This is a genomic window from Massilia sp. Root351 (genome assembly GCF_001425045.1).
Classification (GTDB): domain Bacteria; phylum Pseudomonadota; class Gammaproteobacteria; order Burkholderiales; family Burkholderiaceae_D; genus Rugamonas.
In genome coordinates, this window is the sequence record NZ_LMDJ01000012.1 from 639,418 (window position 1) to 653,033 (window position 13,616).

The 13,616-nt window shown below is 66.5% G+C and carries 15 protein-coding genes and 1 tRNA gene; 11 read left to right on the forward strand and 5 right to left on the reverse strand.

The genetic code is table 11. The features are described 5' to 3' along the window. Nucleotides 1-7 precede the first annotated feature (7 nt). Nucleotides 8-925, forward strand: coding sequence for a hypothetical protein (locus ASD15_RS15860; protein WP_157200963.1), 918 nt, complete (start codon nt 8-10; stop codon nt 923-925). A gap of 15 nt (nt 926-940) precedes the next feature. On the opposite strand, the gene ASD15_RS15865 is transcribed toward ASD15_RS15860, so the two are convergent. Continuing rightward, the gene (locus tag ASD15_RS15865) at nt 941-1,627 is read right to left on the reverse strand and encodes a DUF3334 family protein (protein ID WP_057156114.1); all 687 of its coding nucleotides are present in this window, start codon (nt 1,625-1,627) and stop codon (nt 941-943) included. Between the two features lie 308 nt (nt 1,628-1,935). On the opposite strand from ASD15_RS15865, the gene ASD15_RS15870 reads away from it, so the two are divergent. Beyond that, nucleotides 1,936-2,265, forward strand: coding sequence for a DUF2322 family protein (locus tag ASD15_RS15870; RefSeq protein WP_057155907.1), 330 nt, complete (start codon nt 1,936-1,938; stop codon nt 2,263-2,265). Nucleotides 2,266-2,374: 109 nt separating this feature from the next. Here ASD15_RS15870 and ASD15_RS15875 read toward each other — a convergent pair. Together ASD15_RS15875 and ASD15_RS15880 are read right to left on the reverse strand one after the other, a co-directional pair. Further along, nucleotides 2,375-2,450 (reverse strand) — tRNA-Asn (locus ASD15_RS15875). Between the two features lie 34 nt (nt 2,451-2,484). After that, the gene (locus ASD15_RS15880) at nt 2,485-3,933 is read right to left on the reverse strand and encodes an FAD-dependent oxidoreductase (RefSeq protein ID WP_057155908.1); all 1,449 of its coding nucleotides are present in this window, start codon (nt 3,931-3,933) and stop codon (nt 2,485-2,487) included. 69 nt (nt 3,934-4,002) lie between these two features. On the opposite strand from ASD15_RS15880, the gene ASD15_RS15885 reads away from it, so the two are divergent. The 6 genes from ASD15_RS15885 to ASD15_RS15910 all read left to right on the forward strand — a co-directional run bounded on the left by ASD15_RS15885 (nt 4,003) and on the right by ASD15_RS15910 (nt 9,204). Then, complete coding sequence (locus tag ASD15_RS15885) at nt 4,003-4,638, forward strand: TetR/AcrR family transcriptional regulator C-terminal domain-containing protein (protein WP_057155909.1); 636 nt, start codon at nt 4,003-4,005, stop codon at nt 4,636-4,638. Nucleotides 4,639-4,758: 120 nt separating this feature from the next. Further along, nucleotides 4,759-5,406, forward strand: coding sequence for a hypothetical protein (locus ASD15_RS15890; protein ID WP_157200964.1), 648 nt, complete (start codon nt 4,759-4,761; stop codon nt 5,404-5,406). Continuing rightward, a complete protein-coding gene (locus tag ASD15_RS15895) occupies nt 5,406-6,107 on the forward strand; it encodes an ABC transporter ATP-binding protein (RefSeq protein WP_057155911.1) in 702 nt (233 codons plus the stop codon). The genes ASD15_RS15890 and ASD15_RS15895 overlap by 1 nt, the downstream gene beginning before the upstream one ends. Then, nucleotides 6,097-7,338 (forward strand): ABC transporter permease, encoded by a 1,242-nt coding sequence (locus tag ASD15_RS15900; RefSeq protein WP_057155912.1) that lies wholly within the window; start codon nt 6,097-6,099, stop codon nt 7,336-7,338. The genes ASD15_RS15895 and ASD15_RS15900 overlap by 11 nt, the downstream gene beginning before the upstream one ends. Then, nucleotides 7,331-8,062 carry an outer membrane lipoprotein-sorting protein gene (locus ASD15_RS15905; protein WP_057155913.1) on the forward strand — a complete coding sequence of 244 codons (732 nt, stop codon included), beginning with the start codon at nt 7,331-7,333 and terminating at the stop codon, nt 8,060-8,062. The genes ASD15_RS15900 and ASD15_RS15905 overlap by 8 nt, the downstream gene beginning before the upstream one ends. Beyond that, nucleotides 8,059-9,204 (forward strand): hypothetical protein, encoded by a 1,146-nt coding sequence (locus tag ASD15_RS15910; RefSeq protein WP_157200965.1) that lies wholly within the window; start codon nt 8,059-8,061, stop codon nt 9,202-9,204. The genes ASD15_RS15905 and ASD15_RS15910 overlap by 4 nt, the downstream gene beginning before the upstream one ends. Before the next feature lie 81 nt (nt 9,205-9,285). On the opposite strand, the gene ASD15_RS15915 is transcribed toward ASD15_RS15910, so the two are convergent. Together ASD15_RS15915 and ASD15_RS15920 are read right to left on the reverse strand one after the other, a co-directional pair. After that, nucleotides 9,286-10,098: a LytTR family DNA-binding domain-containing protein gene (locus ASD15_RS15915; protein WP_057155915.1), complete on the reverse strand. Its 813-nt coding sequence runs from the start codon at nt 10,096-10,098 to the stop codon at nt 9,286-9,288. 5 nt (nt 10,099-10,103) lie between these two features. Then, nucleotides 10,104-11,183, reverse strand: coding sequence for a sensor histidine kinase (locus ASD15_RS15920; RefSeq protein ID WP_057155916.1), 1,080 nt, complete (start codon nt 11,181-11,183; stop codon nt 10,104-10,106). Between the two features lie 173 nt (nt 11,184-11,356). Here ASD15_RS15920 and ASD15_RS15925 point away from each other — a divergent pair, with 173 nt between their 5' ends. From ASD15_RS15925 to epsC, 3 genes are all read left to right on the forward strand, one after another. Next, a complete protein-coding gene (locus ASD15_RS15925; RefSeq protein WP_057155917.1) occupies nt 11,357-11,968 on the forward strand; it encodes a TetR/AcrR family transcriptional regulator in 612 nt (203 codons plus the stop codon). A 206-nt stretch (nt 11,969-12,174) separates the two neighbouring features. Then, entirely contained in the window at nt 12,175-12,645 is a 471-nt protein-coding gene (locus ASD15_RS15930) for a rhodanese-like domain-containing protein (protein WP_057155918.1), read from the forward strand. A 9-nt stretch (nt 12,646-12,654) separates the two neighbouring features. Then, entirely contained in the window at nt 12,655-13,578 is a 924-nt protein-coding gene (gene epsC, locus ASD15_RS15935; RefSeq protein ID WP_057155919.1) for a serine O-acetyltransferase EpsC, read from the forward strand. Nucleotides 13,579-13,616: the final 38 nt, after the last annotated feature.

Below are 13,616 nucleotides of genomic sequence, written 5' to 3' on the forward strand. Positions count from 1 at the left end.
GGCCCCCATGCGGAAATCGATAGCCCGTCTTTGCATTCGCGCCTTGCTGGCAGCAGCCCTGCTGGAGGCAGGCCACGCTGTTGCCGTCGATGTCGTCATCTTCGACCAGCCTGTCTCCAAGGCCGACCGGCGGCGAGAATACGCGAATGCGCTGCTGACCGCCGTACTGGAGCGCACCGTGCCCGAATTCGGGCCCTATCAAATCCGGCATGCGGTGGCGCACATGGAGCGTCCGCGCCTGTTCCAGGCACTCAAGGACGGCGACCTGGTCAACCTGACGGCCTACCCCGCCACGCCCGACTGGATGCGCGAACTGAAGCCGGTGCCAGTCCCGATCGACTTGGGCTTGCAATCCTGGCGCATCTTCCTGATCGACGCCAAAAGCCAGCCCGCACTGCGCGCCACGCGCACGCTGGCCGACCTGGCGCGCCTGAAGGCCGGTAGCGGCAGCGCCTGGGCCACGCTGCAGTCGCTGAAAGAGGCTCATCTCACGGTGGTCACGGGTAGCAGCTACACCGGCCTGTTCCAGATGCTGATGGCCGGCCGTTTCGACTACCTGCCGCGCGGCGTAAACGAGATCTTTGCCGAGTACGATACCCACAAGCCGGACTATCCCGCCCTGGCAGTGGAAGAAACCCTGCTGCTGCACGACCGGATTCCGTCGCTGTTCTTCGTGGCGCCGCGCGAAAAGCGGCTGCACCGCCGCATCACGGCGGGCATGGAGGCACTGCTGGCGGACGGTTCGCTGGAACGGCTGGTACTGCAATATCACCGCAACGACCTGCGGCGCGCCAAATTGTGCACCCGTAAACGCTTCGAGCTGCCCAACAGGCAGCTCGACCCCGCCCTGTTCGGGCGCAAGGAATTGTGGCTCAACCCCTTCGAAGCGCGCCACGGCTTCTGCCCGGCACTGCTGCCGCGCTAGGGCCCGCCGGCGAATTTACATGCCCAGGGACTTGAGCAGCTCGTCGTTGTCTTCCTGCGCTTGCGAGGCGGCGGCGCTGTCGCTCGACGGGCTGGAATGGTCCATGTCCATCAGCGCGTCCGGATCCGGCGCTTCATGCGGGTCGAAGTCGTGCAGGCGGATGAACTCCGTGCGGTCGATCGCCAGCTCCAGGTAGAACACGTTATTCTTCTCGGTGTAGAACGACACGCGGCGCATCTCAGGACGGTCCAGCGGCGTGTCCACGTTCAGCATCACCTGCTTGGTCAGCACCAGCATTTTCGGCTGGTTCTGGGTGATGTTGGTCTGCAGCTCGCGCCGGATCTTGCCGGTGAAGTCGCCCACGATCTGGTTCATCAACTCGCCCAGGATGTTGGACACTTCGTCCGAGGTGTGCGAGCCGGCCAGCTCGGACTTGGGCATGCCCATGTGCAGCATGTAGCGCTCGTACAGCTCCATCGCCGTGTCTTTACCGAAGTTCAGCACCACCAAGCCAGTAAAACCGCCGTCGAACAGCACGAAGCAGCCGATATCGGGCTTCAGGCCAACCTTGGTGATCCGCTGCACCATCGCAGAATAGTGCACCGTGCTTTGCGTTGCGATGTTCAGCACCCGCGTGACCGAGTCGCACAGACTGGTCAGCAAATCCTCAGTGCCATATACAACCTTCTCATCCGTTACCATCTTCATCCCTTTTGTTTTTTCCATTCGCGAAACCTGCCCGCGTGTACATAGTGCAAGGATACTGGCCGGTGCAGCAGCCGTCCACCTCATTCAGCCATCCAGGGCAATTGCCGTTGCCATAATGCGCATGGTGTGCGGGAATTTGATAGCGAAAGCCGATCAAAAGTTACGTTTTGATAGCCGGCAAGGGAAATGGTCCATCGCAGATCGTGATTGCCGCCGCGTTGGTGTCGACGATGTGCGCTGCCGCGAGCTAAAACATGTGACAAAATGCTGCTTTATCCACATGAAAACTTGCAAGAGTACCTATGCAGCTACCAAACTTCAGCGAAAAATTTTCCGACAACCTCTCCCTGCTTCCCTCAAGGGATGCGGTTGCCGCAATCGAACTGGTCGACCACTCTGGCGCGCCAGCGGCAAAGATCGAAAATGTGCAAGGCCAGGCGGGATCGCTCCGGGTCTATTGCTGGCTGGCCGAGACCCTGGGCGCGATTACTCCCGAGGCGGCAGAACTTGGCTTGAAGATTTATGCCGAACACACCCAGGATGCCCGTGCCAATCCGGGGAAGCATCCCAACATCGACCGTCTGTTCAACATCAAGACGGCAGATCAAACCCTGCAGGTGAAGAGCGTGTAAGCTCGGCCCGGCCAGCCGGCGCCTGCCGCCGGCAGCTTCCTACAGCGCAGTAAAAATGCGCGCAAAATGCAAAAAGCCCAACCTGCTAAGGCTGGGCTTTTCTGTGTTCTGGCTCCCCGACCTGGACTCGAACCAGGGACCTGCGGATTAACAGTCCGTCGCTCTACCGACTGAGCTATCAGGGTTGGAATTGACCAGAGCCCGCCGAAATATTTTCGATCAGGCCAGCGCGTAGTCCGCGTAGCCGTCCGGACGCACCAGCAACGCGGCGGCGCCGGCCAGCCCGGAAACCGGCTCCCGCAGCGTGGCGCGCAGCGTTTGCACCTGGCCCGGTGCGCATACGCCCGCTGGCGCGTCGTCGCACAAGCGCAGGTAGAGCCAGCGGCCGCTGTGCAACAGGGTGTGCAGTTGCACCTGCGCGCCGCTGGCCAGATGCAGCGGGCAGTCCGGCACGCGCGCACCGGTCCACTGCTCCAGCACACGGCAGCCGTCCGGCGCCATCGACAGGCTGGCGGGGTAACTGATGCCGAAGCCCGACACTTCCAGTGCCAGCGCACGGTTGGTGGCCGGATCGCGCAGCAGGCCGTCCATCAGCTGGCGAAGCGCCAGGCCGCGCGTGTCGCAGGCTGTCAGCAGCGCTGTCTGCGCCATGGTGTTGACCAGCAGTTGCTGGCCGACCGCGCGGCGTTCGCTATCGTAGCTGTCCAGCAGCGCCGCGCCGGCTTCGCCTTTCACCACGCCGGCCAGCTTCCAGCCCAGGTTGAACGCGTCCTGCATGCCGACGTTCATACCCTGCCCGCCCGCAGGCATGTGGATGTGCGCGGCGTCGCCCGCCAGCAGCACGCGGCCTTTGCGGTATTGGGCTGCCAGCCGCGTTTCATCCGAGAAGCGCGACAGCCACACCGCGTCCGAGAGCTGCAAGTCATAGCCAGCGACGCGGCACGCGCCTTCGGCCAGCTCTTCCAGCGTGGGCGGCTGCTGCGATGGCTCGCGGCAGCGCTGCGCATCGATCAGGATGATGCGGTGATAGGCGTCGCCCATCGGCACCACCATCAGCACGCCGGCCTGGTTGACTACCGTGTGCGCCTTGCCGGGCAACGGTGCGCCTAGGCGCACGTCGCCCAACATCGAGTACACGGAGGCCGCATGCCCTTCGAACGCAATGCCGGCCTGCTGGCGCACCAGGCTGCGGCCGCCGTCCGCGCCTGCCAGCCAGGCCGCGCGTGCGGTGAAGGCTGCGCCATCGATGTCGCCGCCGACGGATACGATTTCTTCATCCTGCCAAAGCTCGCGCACCAGCGCGCCGCGCTGCACACGCACGCCCAATTCGGCGGCACGCGCCTCCAGCAGCTCCTCGGTGACCGACTGCGGTATCACCAGGTTTACGCCGTACTGCGGATCGAGCACCGAAAAGTCCAGCCGCGTGTCCAGCACGGCGAAGTGGCCGATGCTGAACGGCAGCGCGCGCTCACGGAAGCGCGGCGCCAGCCCGCGCAGGCCCAGCATCTCCAGCGTGCGTCCATGCATGCCCATGCCGCGCGAATTGGATACGCGCTCGGCGCGCCGTTCCAGCAGCAGCACGTCCAGCCCCGCCAGCCGCAGTTCGCAGGCCAAAGTCAGCCCCACCGGGCCGCCGCCCACCACGATTACATCCGCTTCGAGTTTCATATTTTCTCCAATCTAACATCGTTAGGTATAGTAAACTAACATCGTTAGACAACCCATGTAAAGAAGAATATGGCCATACAGAAGGACGCGGTGATCGCCAAGGCGCTCGAACTGCTGGATGAAACGGGCCTGGAGGGCCTGACCATGCGCCGCCTGGCCGATGCACTGGAGATCAAGGCCGCTTCGCTGTACTGGCACTTCGCCAGCAAACAGGTGCTGCTGGACGGCATGGCGGATGCTCTGATGTACGACGTAGCGCGCAGCGCACCGGATGCCGATAGCTGGCAGCAGCGGCTGATGGCGGTGGCGGGAGAAGTACGCCGGGCCTTGCTGGCGCGGCGCGACGGTGCGCGCGTGTTCGCCGGCACCTACGTGGTGTCCGAAAACGTGATGCGCGTGGGCGAGGCCCTGATGACGCCGCTGCACGACGGCGGCGCCAATCCGCGCACTGCTTCGTGGGGCGCGTTCGGCATCATGTACTTCATCCTGGGCTTCGTGATCGAGGAAAGCGGCATTGCGCCCGAGCACTTGGACGCCAAGGAGTTGATGCGGCGCGGCGGAGACTTCGCCAGCAAGCACGCCATGTTCCCGCACCTGACTGATGCGCGCGAACACATCTTCGATCCGGACTTCGATTCCCGCTTCGTCTTCGGCATGGAGACAATGATCGCCGGCCTGGCCGCGCGCATCGCCGCAGAGGCCTGACAAACCGGCGCCGCCGCCACTGCGTTTCGGCGCCGCCCAACCCTGTTTCGTCGCAAGCCGGTGGCTGCCGCTGCGCTTGATCTTTAGCCTGACGCTATCGATCAACCACCGGAGCACACCATGAAACGAACCATCCTCGCCATGCTGCTGGGCGGCGCCTGCCTGCTGGCATCTGCCGCGCCCCAGGAAATGGCGCCGGCCGGATTTGTCCAGGCACGCCAACAGTTCCAGGCTGGCGCCGCGGGCGATAGCAGCGCGCGCGACGCGGCCGCCGCCACTTTCGAGTCCCTGGCGGCAAGCCACCCAGGCCATCCGCTGCTGGCCGCCTACCAAGGCGCCGCCACCGCGCTGAAAGGCCGCGACGCGCTTCTGCCCTGGCACAAGATGAAGTTCGCCGAGAGCGGCGCGGACGCCATCGAAAAGGCGCTGGCGCAGCTCACGCCTGCGCACGACGAGGTGCTGTTCGGCGGCGCGCCCGAAAGCGTAGAGACGCGCCTGGTGGCCGCCAACACCCTGCTCGCCCTGCCCGATTTCATGAACCGCCGCGCCAGCGGCCTGCGTGCGCTGGACGCTGCGCTGAAGTCTCCCGTCTTTGCCCAATCCCCCGCGCCGGTGCGCGCCCGCCTGCTGGCGCTGGCCGCCAAACAAGCCGCAGCCGACAGGCGCAGTGCGGACGAAGCGGCTTATTTGCGCCAGCTGGCGGAGGCAGCGCCACAGTCGGCGGAAGCCACCAAGGCGGCAGCGCGCCTGAAGGAGCTGGGATTGTGATGCGCGCCGCCGAACCCTTGATGTCGCTGCGCGGCATCGGCAAGTCCTACACCCTTGGCGGAAACACCGTGCACGCGCTGCGCAACGTGGAGCTGGCCGTGGTGCGCGGCGAGATCGTTGCCGTTACCGGCCCGTCCGGCAGCGGCAAGAGCACACTGCTGAACCTGTGCGGCCTGCTGGACCAGGCCGACTGCGGCGAGCTGCTGTACGCCGGCCAGCCGCTGCTTGCGGCCGACGATGCGCGCAAGACGCTGCTGCGCCGCCAGACCATCGGCTTCGTCTTCCAGAGTTTCAATCTGGTGCCGGTGATGAGCGCCTACGACAACGTGGAATTCCCGCTCTACCTGCTGGGCGTGCCGGCCGCAGAGCGCGCACGCCGCGTCGATGCCGCGCTGGCGCGCGTGGGGCTGGCAGGGTTGGGCAAGCATCGGCCGGACCAGCTGTCCGGCGGACAGCGTCAGCGCGTAGCGATTGCGCGCGCCGTGGTCAAGCAACCGCAGCTTGTGATCGCGGACGAACCGACCGCCAACCTGGACGCTGCCACCGCCGCGCAAATCATCGGGCTGATGAAGGAGCTGGCGCACGAACACGGCACCACATTCCTGGTGGCCACCCACGACGAACGCATGATGCGCCACTGCGACCGCGCGCTGGCGCTGGCCGACGGCGTGCTGCTCGAAGGAGCGCGCCATGCTCACTAAGTTCAAATGGCTGTCGATGGCGCTAAAGAATGCCATGCGCAACCGGCGCCGTTCAATGGTCACGCTGGCCATCACGGCCACTGGCACTGCCGCCGCGCTGCTGGGCGGCGGCTTCGCGCTGTACACCTACGAGTCGCTGGCCGAGGCAAGCGCGCGCGACACCGGCCACCTGGTGCTGGCCGCGCGCGGGCACTTCAACGGCGTGGAGAACATGCCGCTGGAATTCGGCCTGCGGGATGCCCCCGGCGTGACGCGGCAGCTCTTGGCGCGCCCGGAAGTCAAGCGCGTGCTGCCGCGCTTGCAGTTCTCCGGACTGATCAGCAATGGCGACAAGAGCGAGATCTTCCTCGGCACCGGCGTGGACGCTGCGCAGGAGTTCCTCGTCAAGGGACCGTTCATGAAACGCGAAGCGGGCGAGCTGCTGGACCGCCGGTTGCCCGGACAGGACGCGGGCAACGGGCCCGGCATGGTGATCGGCACAGGACTGGCGCGGATACTGAACGCGCAGCCCGGCAGCGTGCTCACGCTGATGGCCACCACCGTGAACGGCAGCCTCAACGCAGTGGACGTCCACGTCACCGGCATCGTCAGCACCGGCATTTCCGACATCGACAAGCGGCTGGCGATGGTGGACCTGGCCACCGCGCAGGCGCTGCTGCTGACCGACAAGGTGAGCACGCTGAGCATCTACCTGAACGACATCGCGCTCACCGGCGCCACCGCCGCCTCCCTGCAGGCATCCGGCCCCGCGCTGGAAGTGCGCACCTGGCTGCAGCAGGCCGTGTTCTATCAGAGCGTGAAAGGCCTGTACGACCGCATCTTCGGCTTCCTTGGCGCCATCGTGCTGGTGATCGTGCTGTTCTCCGTCACGAACACGCTGGCCATGGCGGTGCTGGAGCGGACCCGGGAAATCGGCACCTTGCGCGCCATGGGCGCCACGCCGGGCGAGGTGATGCGCGTGTTCACGCTGGAGGGACTGGCGCTGGGCAGCGGCGGCGCACTGGCCGGCATGCTGCTGGCGGGCGGCGTGGCGCTGTTCCTGCTGCTGGCGGGCATCCAGATGCCGCCGCCGCCCGGCCGCAGCAACGGCTATCCGCTTGCGGTGTCGGTGTCGGTACCGATGTATGCGGGCGCCGTGCTGGCGGTGGCGCTGCTGTCGGCGCTGGCGTCCTGGTTCATCAGCCGCAAGGCTGCCAAACAATCCGTTGTGGAGGCGCTCGCCCATGTTTAAGCAACTCATTCTCGCCGCCATGCTGGCGGCTGCTGGGCACGCCGGCGCGACGGACGTGCAGGCCATCCTGAAGAAGGCGGACGCCTTCCGCCTGCCGGACGCCTCGGCGCAGCTGGACACGCTGGTGCAGACCTTCAGGAACGGCCAGCCGGACAAGGAAAAGCGCTACCAGGTGCTGGTGCGGCCCGGCGGCAAATCGCTGGTGCTGTCGCGCTCTCCCGGCGAAGCGGGCCAGAAAGTGCTGATGTCCGGCGACGATTTCTGGCTGCTGGTGCCGGGCAGCGCGCGGCCGATGCGCATTACGCCGATGCAGAAGCTGCTCGGCGAGGCCTCCACCGGCGACATCGCCAACATGACCTGGGCCGGCGACTACGCGGGCAGCGTGGTGCGCGAACTGGAAATGGACGGCGTTCCGTGCCTGGAGCTGGACCTGGCGGCGCAGCGCAAGTCGCTCAGCTACCAGCGCATCGTACTGCATGTGGCCAGGAGCGACTACCGGCCGGTGCACGCCGACCTGTTCGCGGCCTCTGACCGCAAGATCAAGCAGGCGCGCTTCAGCGTGGAGACGCGCAACGGTCGCGCATCGGTGACGCGCATGACGCTGATCGACGAGATCCAGACCAGCCGCGAAACCCAGGTTCACGTGCAGGGCAACAAGCCGCGCCAGTTCGGCGATGAGCTGTTCAATCCCATGTACCTGAGCCGCAACGACGTGGCGCCATGAACCTTGCACTGCCCTTCCTCGCCGGGCACACCAGCGCACCCGGCGTAGCGGCCAGCGCAAGGCCCGCCCCCATCCACGGCGCACGCTCGGGAGCGGTGGCATTCCCGCTGGCGGCCCTGGCGGTGTGCGCGCTCGCGTCCGCCGTCCTGCTTCCAGCCCCGGCCGCCGCGGAAGACAGCGCCGCGCTGAACCTGCGTGCCCAGGCGGAGTCGTTCGACACCCTTCACGGCCGCAGCACGCACACATTCGTCCATGTCGAGCTACGCTGGCAATACAACGCTTCCTGGCAAACCGCGCTGCGCGGCGCGCTGACCGCGCGCCAGGACAGCGATGGCGGCGCGCGCATGGCGGTCAATGAAATGTCCCTGGAACGCCCGCTCGCAGGCGGCTTCCTGACTGCCGGCAAGAAGGTGATGAGCTGGGACGTGGGCTACGCTTTCCGTCCGCTGGACGTGGTGCAGCAGGAAGACCGCCGTGCCCTCAATCCCGTTACGCTTGAAGGGGTTCCGATGCTGGCCTGGGAAGCGTTCGATACCGACCGCGCCCTCACGGTGGTGTTGTCGAACCCTGGCCGCAGCCGCGAAGGCCAGCCCCGCGACGACGGTTCGCTGGCCGTGCGCCTGTACCGCCAGAACGGCGCGCGCGACGAATACGCCGTGCTGCGCGTGTCGTCGCGTAACGGCATCGAAGGCGGCCTGTCGTTCTCGCAGGTGGCCTCGCTGGAACTGGAACTGCACGCCTCGGTGCTGCTTCAGCAGCGGCACGACATATGGCGCACCAGCCGCACCGCGCCGCCGCACTGGCAGCGCGGCGCGGGCGACAACGGCGGCGGCAAGGTGCTGGCCGGCTTCACCTGGACCAACGAAGCCAAGTTTTCCATGCTGGGAGAAGCGTGGCTGGACCGCACCGCGTCGGCGCGACAGCAACGCAACGTCCTGCTACGCGCAGCGCAGAACAGCGGCGACTTCGACGTGTCCGCCGACATCCTGTGGCAGCCGGAGAACGGCAGCAAGACCGCCAGCTTGGCCCTATCCTGGAAACCCGGCCCCTGGCTGTTCAGCGCCACCGTGCGCCGCTACGGCGGCGTGCCCGGAGCCGCCGTGCGCAGCGCTGCCATCGCGACCGTGCAGCATGCCTTTTGACAAATCAGGCCGACGAGATCACCGGGCTGCTGCGCGCGGCGGCCGGTTGCCCCGTGCCAGCAGCGCTCATGGCGCTTTTTGTCACATCTGCCGGAACAGGTGGGCGTACAACGGACTGACCCGCACGCGCTCGGGCCGGTGCTTCAACTGGAGCGACAGCTTGCCCGCCTCGTCCCGCAAGGCGCTTTGCACGCAGGTGGAATTGACGATGGTGCCGCGATGGACCTGCCAGAACTGCTTATCGTCCAGTTGCGGCAGCAATTCCTTGAGACTCATGCGTATCAGCGCTTCGCTGTCCTGCGTCACCACGTTGACGTACTTGTCCAGCGCCTCGAAGTACACCACCTCGCCCACCGGGATCATGCGCACCTGGTTGCCCACCGCGGCACGGATCATGCTGAGGCGCTCGGGCGCGGGACCTGCCGAAGCGGAAGATGGCCCTGCCGGTGGCAGCAGCGCCCGCATCTGCCCCAGCAGCGCCTCCAGCCCCCCACCCGGCGCCGGCGCCGATAGCCGCGCCTTCAGGCGCTCGATGGTCTTGCCCAGCCGGGCATCGCTGATCGGCTTGAGCACATAGTCGGCCGCTTCGCGCTCGAAAGCCTGCACCGCGTACTCGTCGTAGGCGGTCACGAACACGATTTGCGGGAAGGGTTTGCCTGCCCTGCCGCTCCACTGCTCTGCCAGTTCCTCTGCCGCTTCCAGGCCGCTCATGCCGGGCATTTTTATGTCGAGGAACAGCACGTGCGGCTGCAGCGCCAGCGCCTTCTCCAGCGCGTCCGCACCGTGCGCACAGGTGGCCACCAGTTCGGCCTCCGGCCATAGCCGCTTGAGCGCATGCGCCAGCGTGGCGGCCAGGATAGGTTCGTCTTCGGCGATCAATACTTGAAGGGTCATGGTAGTCAGGCAGGAAGAGTAATGCGGGCAATGGCGCCTCGCGGCGCCGCAGGTTCCAGCGTGAGCGCGGCGCGCCCACCGTAAATGGCATGCAGGCGCTCGCGCGTATTGGCAAGGCCAACGCTGGTGCCGGCCTTGCCCGGCCCCGCGTCCAGGCCACGGCCGTTATCCTGCACGGTGAGCGCCAGCACGCCGTTTTCCAGCTGCGCGGCGATGGCCAGGTGGCCGCCTTCGATGCGGGGTTCGAGACCGTGCGCGATGGCGTTTTCCACCAGCGGCTGGAGCAGCATGGGCGGCAGCGCCACGCCGCGCAGCGCCGGCGGCAGCGTGAACGCGTAGCTCAGGCGTTCGCCCATGCGGATGCGCATCAGGCCGAGGTAGGCTTCCATCAGCGCGAATTCCTGCGCCAGCGTGGTGCTCTCGGCGCGCGAGGACGTGAGCGTGGCGCGCAGGTACTGGATCAGCTGCTCCAGCATCTCCTGCGCGCGCGGCGGGTCGATGGCGATCAGCCCTTGCAGGTTGGCCAGCGTGTTGAACAGCATGTGCGGCTCGATCTGCGCCTGCAGCGACTGCAGTTGCGCCTGCACCGCCTGGCGCGCCACGGTCTCGGTGCGCGCGCGCTCCTGCGCCAGTGCCGCTTCGGCGCGCAGCACGCGGTCGCGGCTGGTGAAAAAGATGGTGGCCGCGCCTGCGGCCAGCAAGGTGAAAATCATCATCCCGGACGACATGCTGCTGCCGATGCTGCTCAGGCCGCCCATGTCGTATCCCAGCAGCCAGCCGCCCAGCCGCAGGCCCAGCACTTGCGCCACCGGCACGGAAATGGCCACGATCACGGCAAACGGCAGCCAGTGCGGACGCTGGTGCTGGCCCCACAGCGCCAGCCGCGCACCGTCGATCATCAGCAGGGCCATGCTGCCGATGCAGATGGAAATGAGCCAGTTGCCGAGAAAGCCGCCTCCCAGGCGGAGAATGTACGTGGTGGCCAGCCCGCAGACGAGGTTCAGCACCTGGCCGTACAGGAAGTCTGTCGCCAGGCGGCGATAAGGGAAGCCCGGCTTGGTGGCAATGGCGGCAGAGGTGGACATAGCGGCGCAACGTGGGGACGATGGCGCATTGTCCGGGTCTATTACGCAATTGGCAACCGCCTTGCGACGAAAGCCTTCGCGCGCGGAGCGAAAACGGACCGGGGCGGAGCCAATCACGTCAAACCACGTCGCGCGGCTTGACTAGAATTATATTCTAGAACATTATTCTAGCCATGAACTTGACCGCCTCCCTCCCCCCCGCCGACCGCAAGTCGGCCATCCTGTGGGCCGCGCTCGCCGTGTTCTCGGAAAAAGGCATCGACGCCGCCACCATCGACGACATCCGCCAGCGCAGCCAGGCGTCGGTGGGCAGCATCTACCACCATTTCGGCACCAAGGAAGGTATCGCCGCAGCCCTGTTCATGCAGGGACTGGACGACTACTGGACGCAGCTCATCGAGCGCACCGGGCAAGCCGAGGATGCCGAGCGCGCCATCCACGCCATGATCGCCAGCCACCTGGAGTGGGTGACGGCCAGCCCTGAGCTGGCGCGCTTCCTGTTCTCGCGCCGCCAGGCTGTGGCGCCGGCGCACGAACAGGCGGTGCGGACGCTCACGTCCGGCCACTTCAAGAGCTTGCTCGATCTGCTCAAGCCCTGGTTCCGCCAAGGCATACTGCGCCGCCTGCCGCACGAGCTGTACGCCCCGCTGCTGCTGGGGCCTGCGCAGGAACTGGCGCGCCACTGGCTGAGCGGCCGCGTCACGCTGGACCCGCGCGCGGCGATAGACGAACTGGCCGGCGCCGCCTGGCGCAGCCTTGCCGCCGAACCGTCCCGCAGCTGGTAACTCTCTCCGCCCCGCTCCGCCGTTCCCCTTCCGCCTCCGCCCTTCCGCCCCGCTGCGCCCGAACGGCAATACGCCGGCGCATATCTGTTTTTCGCCTTTGCGTCCTTGTTTTTATTCGTTTTGTTTTGTTTCAGGCAACCGTACATTCACGTCAACGGCTGGCTGTTGTCTATCGCCATCAGAACAAATCATCCACGAGGTCCTTTATGTTAGTTGACGTAGTCCCGGAAGCCTTGCCCGACGAGCTGGCATCGATCAAAGAGCAAGCGGGGTCCGCAGGTTTGACGTACGCCGGCGGCGTGCCGCCGGCCTTGGCCTGGCGCCTGTTTTCCACCGGCCGCGCGCTGCTGGTGGACGTGCGCACCGCCGAAGAGCGCAAATTTGTCGGCCACGTGCCCGACAGCCTGCACGTGCCTTGGGCAACCGGCACCGCGCTGACGCGCAATCCGCGCTTTGTGCGCGAACTGGAGAGCAAGATCGGCGGCAAGGACGCCGTCGTCCTGCTGTTATGCCGCAGCGGCAAGCGTTCCGTGCTGGCTGCGGAAGCAGCCGGCAAGGCCGGCTTCACCGCCGTGTTCAATGTCCTGGAAGGCTTCGAGGGAGAAATCGACTCCCTGCAGCAGCGCGGCAAAGCCGACGGCTGGCGCTTCCATGGCCTGCCCTGGATACAGGATTAAGGGGACCGCATGAGCACCTTCGACATCTCCGGCATCGTGCAATCGCTGTATACGGCGCGCCACAGCTGGCGCCAGGCGCAAAGCGGCGCCAACGAACCCGGCGGACGGGAATTCCCGTCGCGCGATGCGCTGGCCGCCATCATCGGCTCGCTCAAGGGTGTGCTGTTTCCGATGCGCCTGGGCCCGCCCGAGCTGCGCCAGGAAAGCGAGGACTTCCACGTTGCGCACGCGCTCGACGCCGCGTTGCACGGCTTGCTGAAGCAGGTGCGCCGCGAACTCAAATACAACGCGGCGCTGACCCGCGCCACCAGCAGCGACATCGATGCCGATGCGCTGGCGGCGGTGCGCAGCTTCGCGGCGGAGCTGCCCGCCATCCGGCGGCTGCTCGACAGCGACGTGCTGGCCGCCTACCAGGGCGATCCGGCGGCGCGCAGCGTGGACGAAGTGCTGCTGTGCTATCCCGGCGTGCTGGCGATGATCCATTACCGCCTCGGGCATGCGCTTTACGCACTGGGCCTGCCGCTGCTGGCGCGCATTGTGTCCGAACTGGCGCACGGCGCCACCGGCATCGACATCCATCCCGGCGCCAGCATCGGCGCAGGTTTCTTTATCGACCACGGCACCGGCGTCGTCATCGGCGAGACTGCGGTGATCGGCCAGCGCGTGCGCGTCTACCAGGCGGTGACGCTGGGCGCCAAGCGCTTCCCCACCGATGCGGACGGCAAGCTGCAGAAAGGCCTGCCGCGCCATCCGGTGGTGGAAGACGACGTCGTCATCTACGCTGGCGCCACCATCCTGGGCCGCATCACGCTGGGCAAAGGCGCAGTCATCGGCGGCAATGTCTGGCTCACGCATGACGTGCCGCCCGGCGGACGTATTGCGCAAGCCGAATCGCGCAGCGGCGCCTTCGCCAACGGCATCGCCTCGGCATGAACACCAAGCGCCATGCCGGCCGGCCGCAAGCCGCCGCG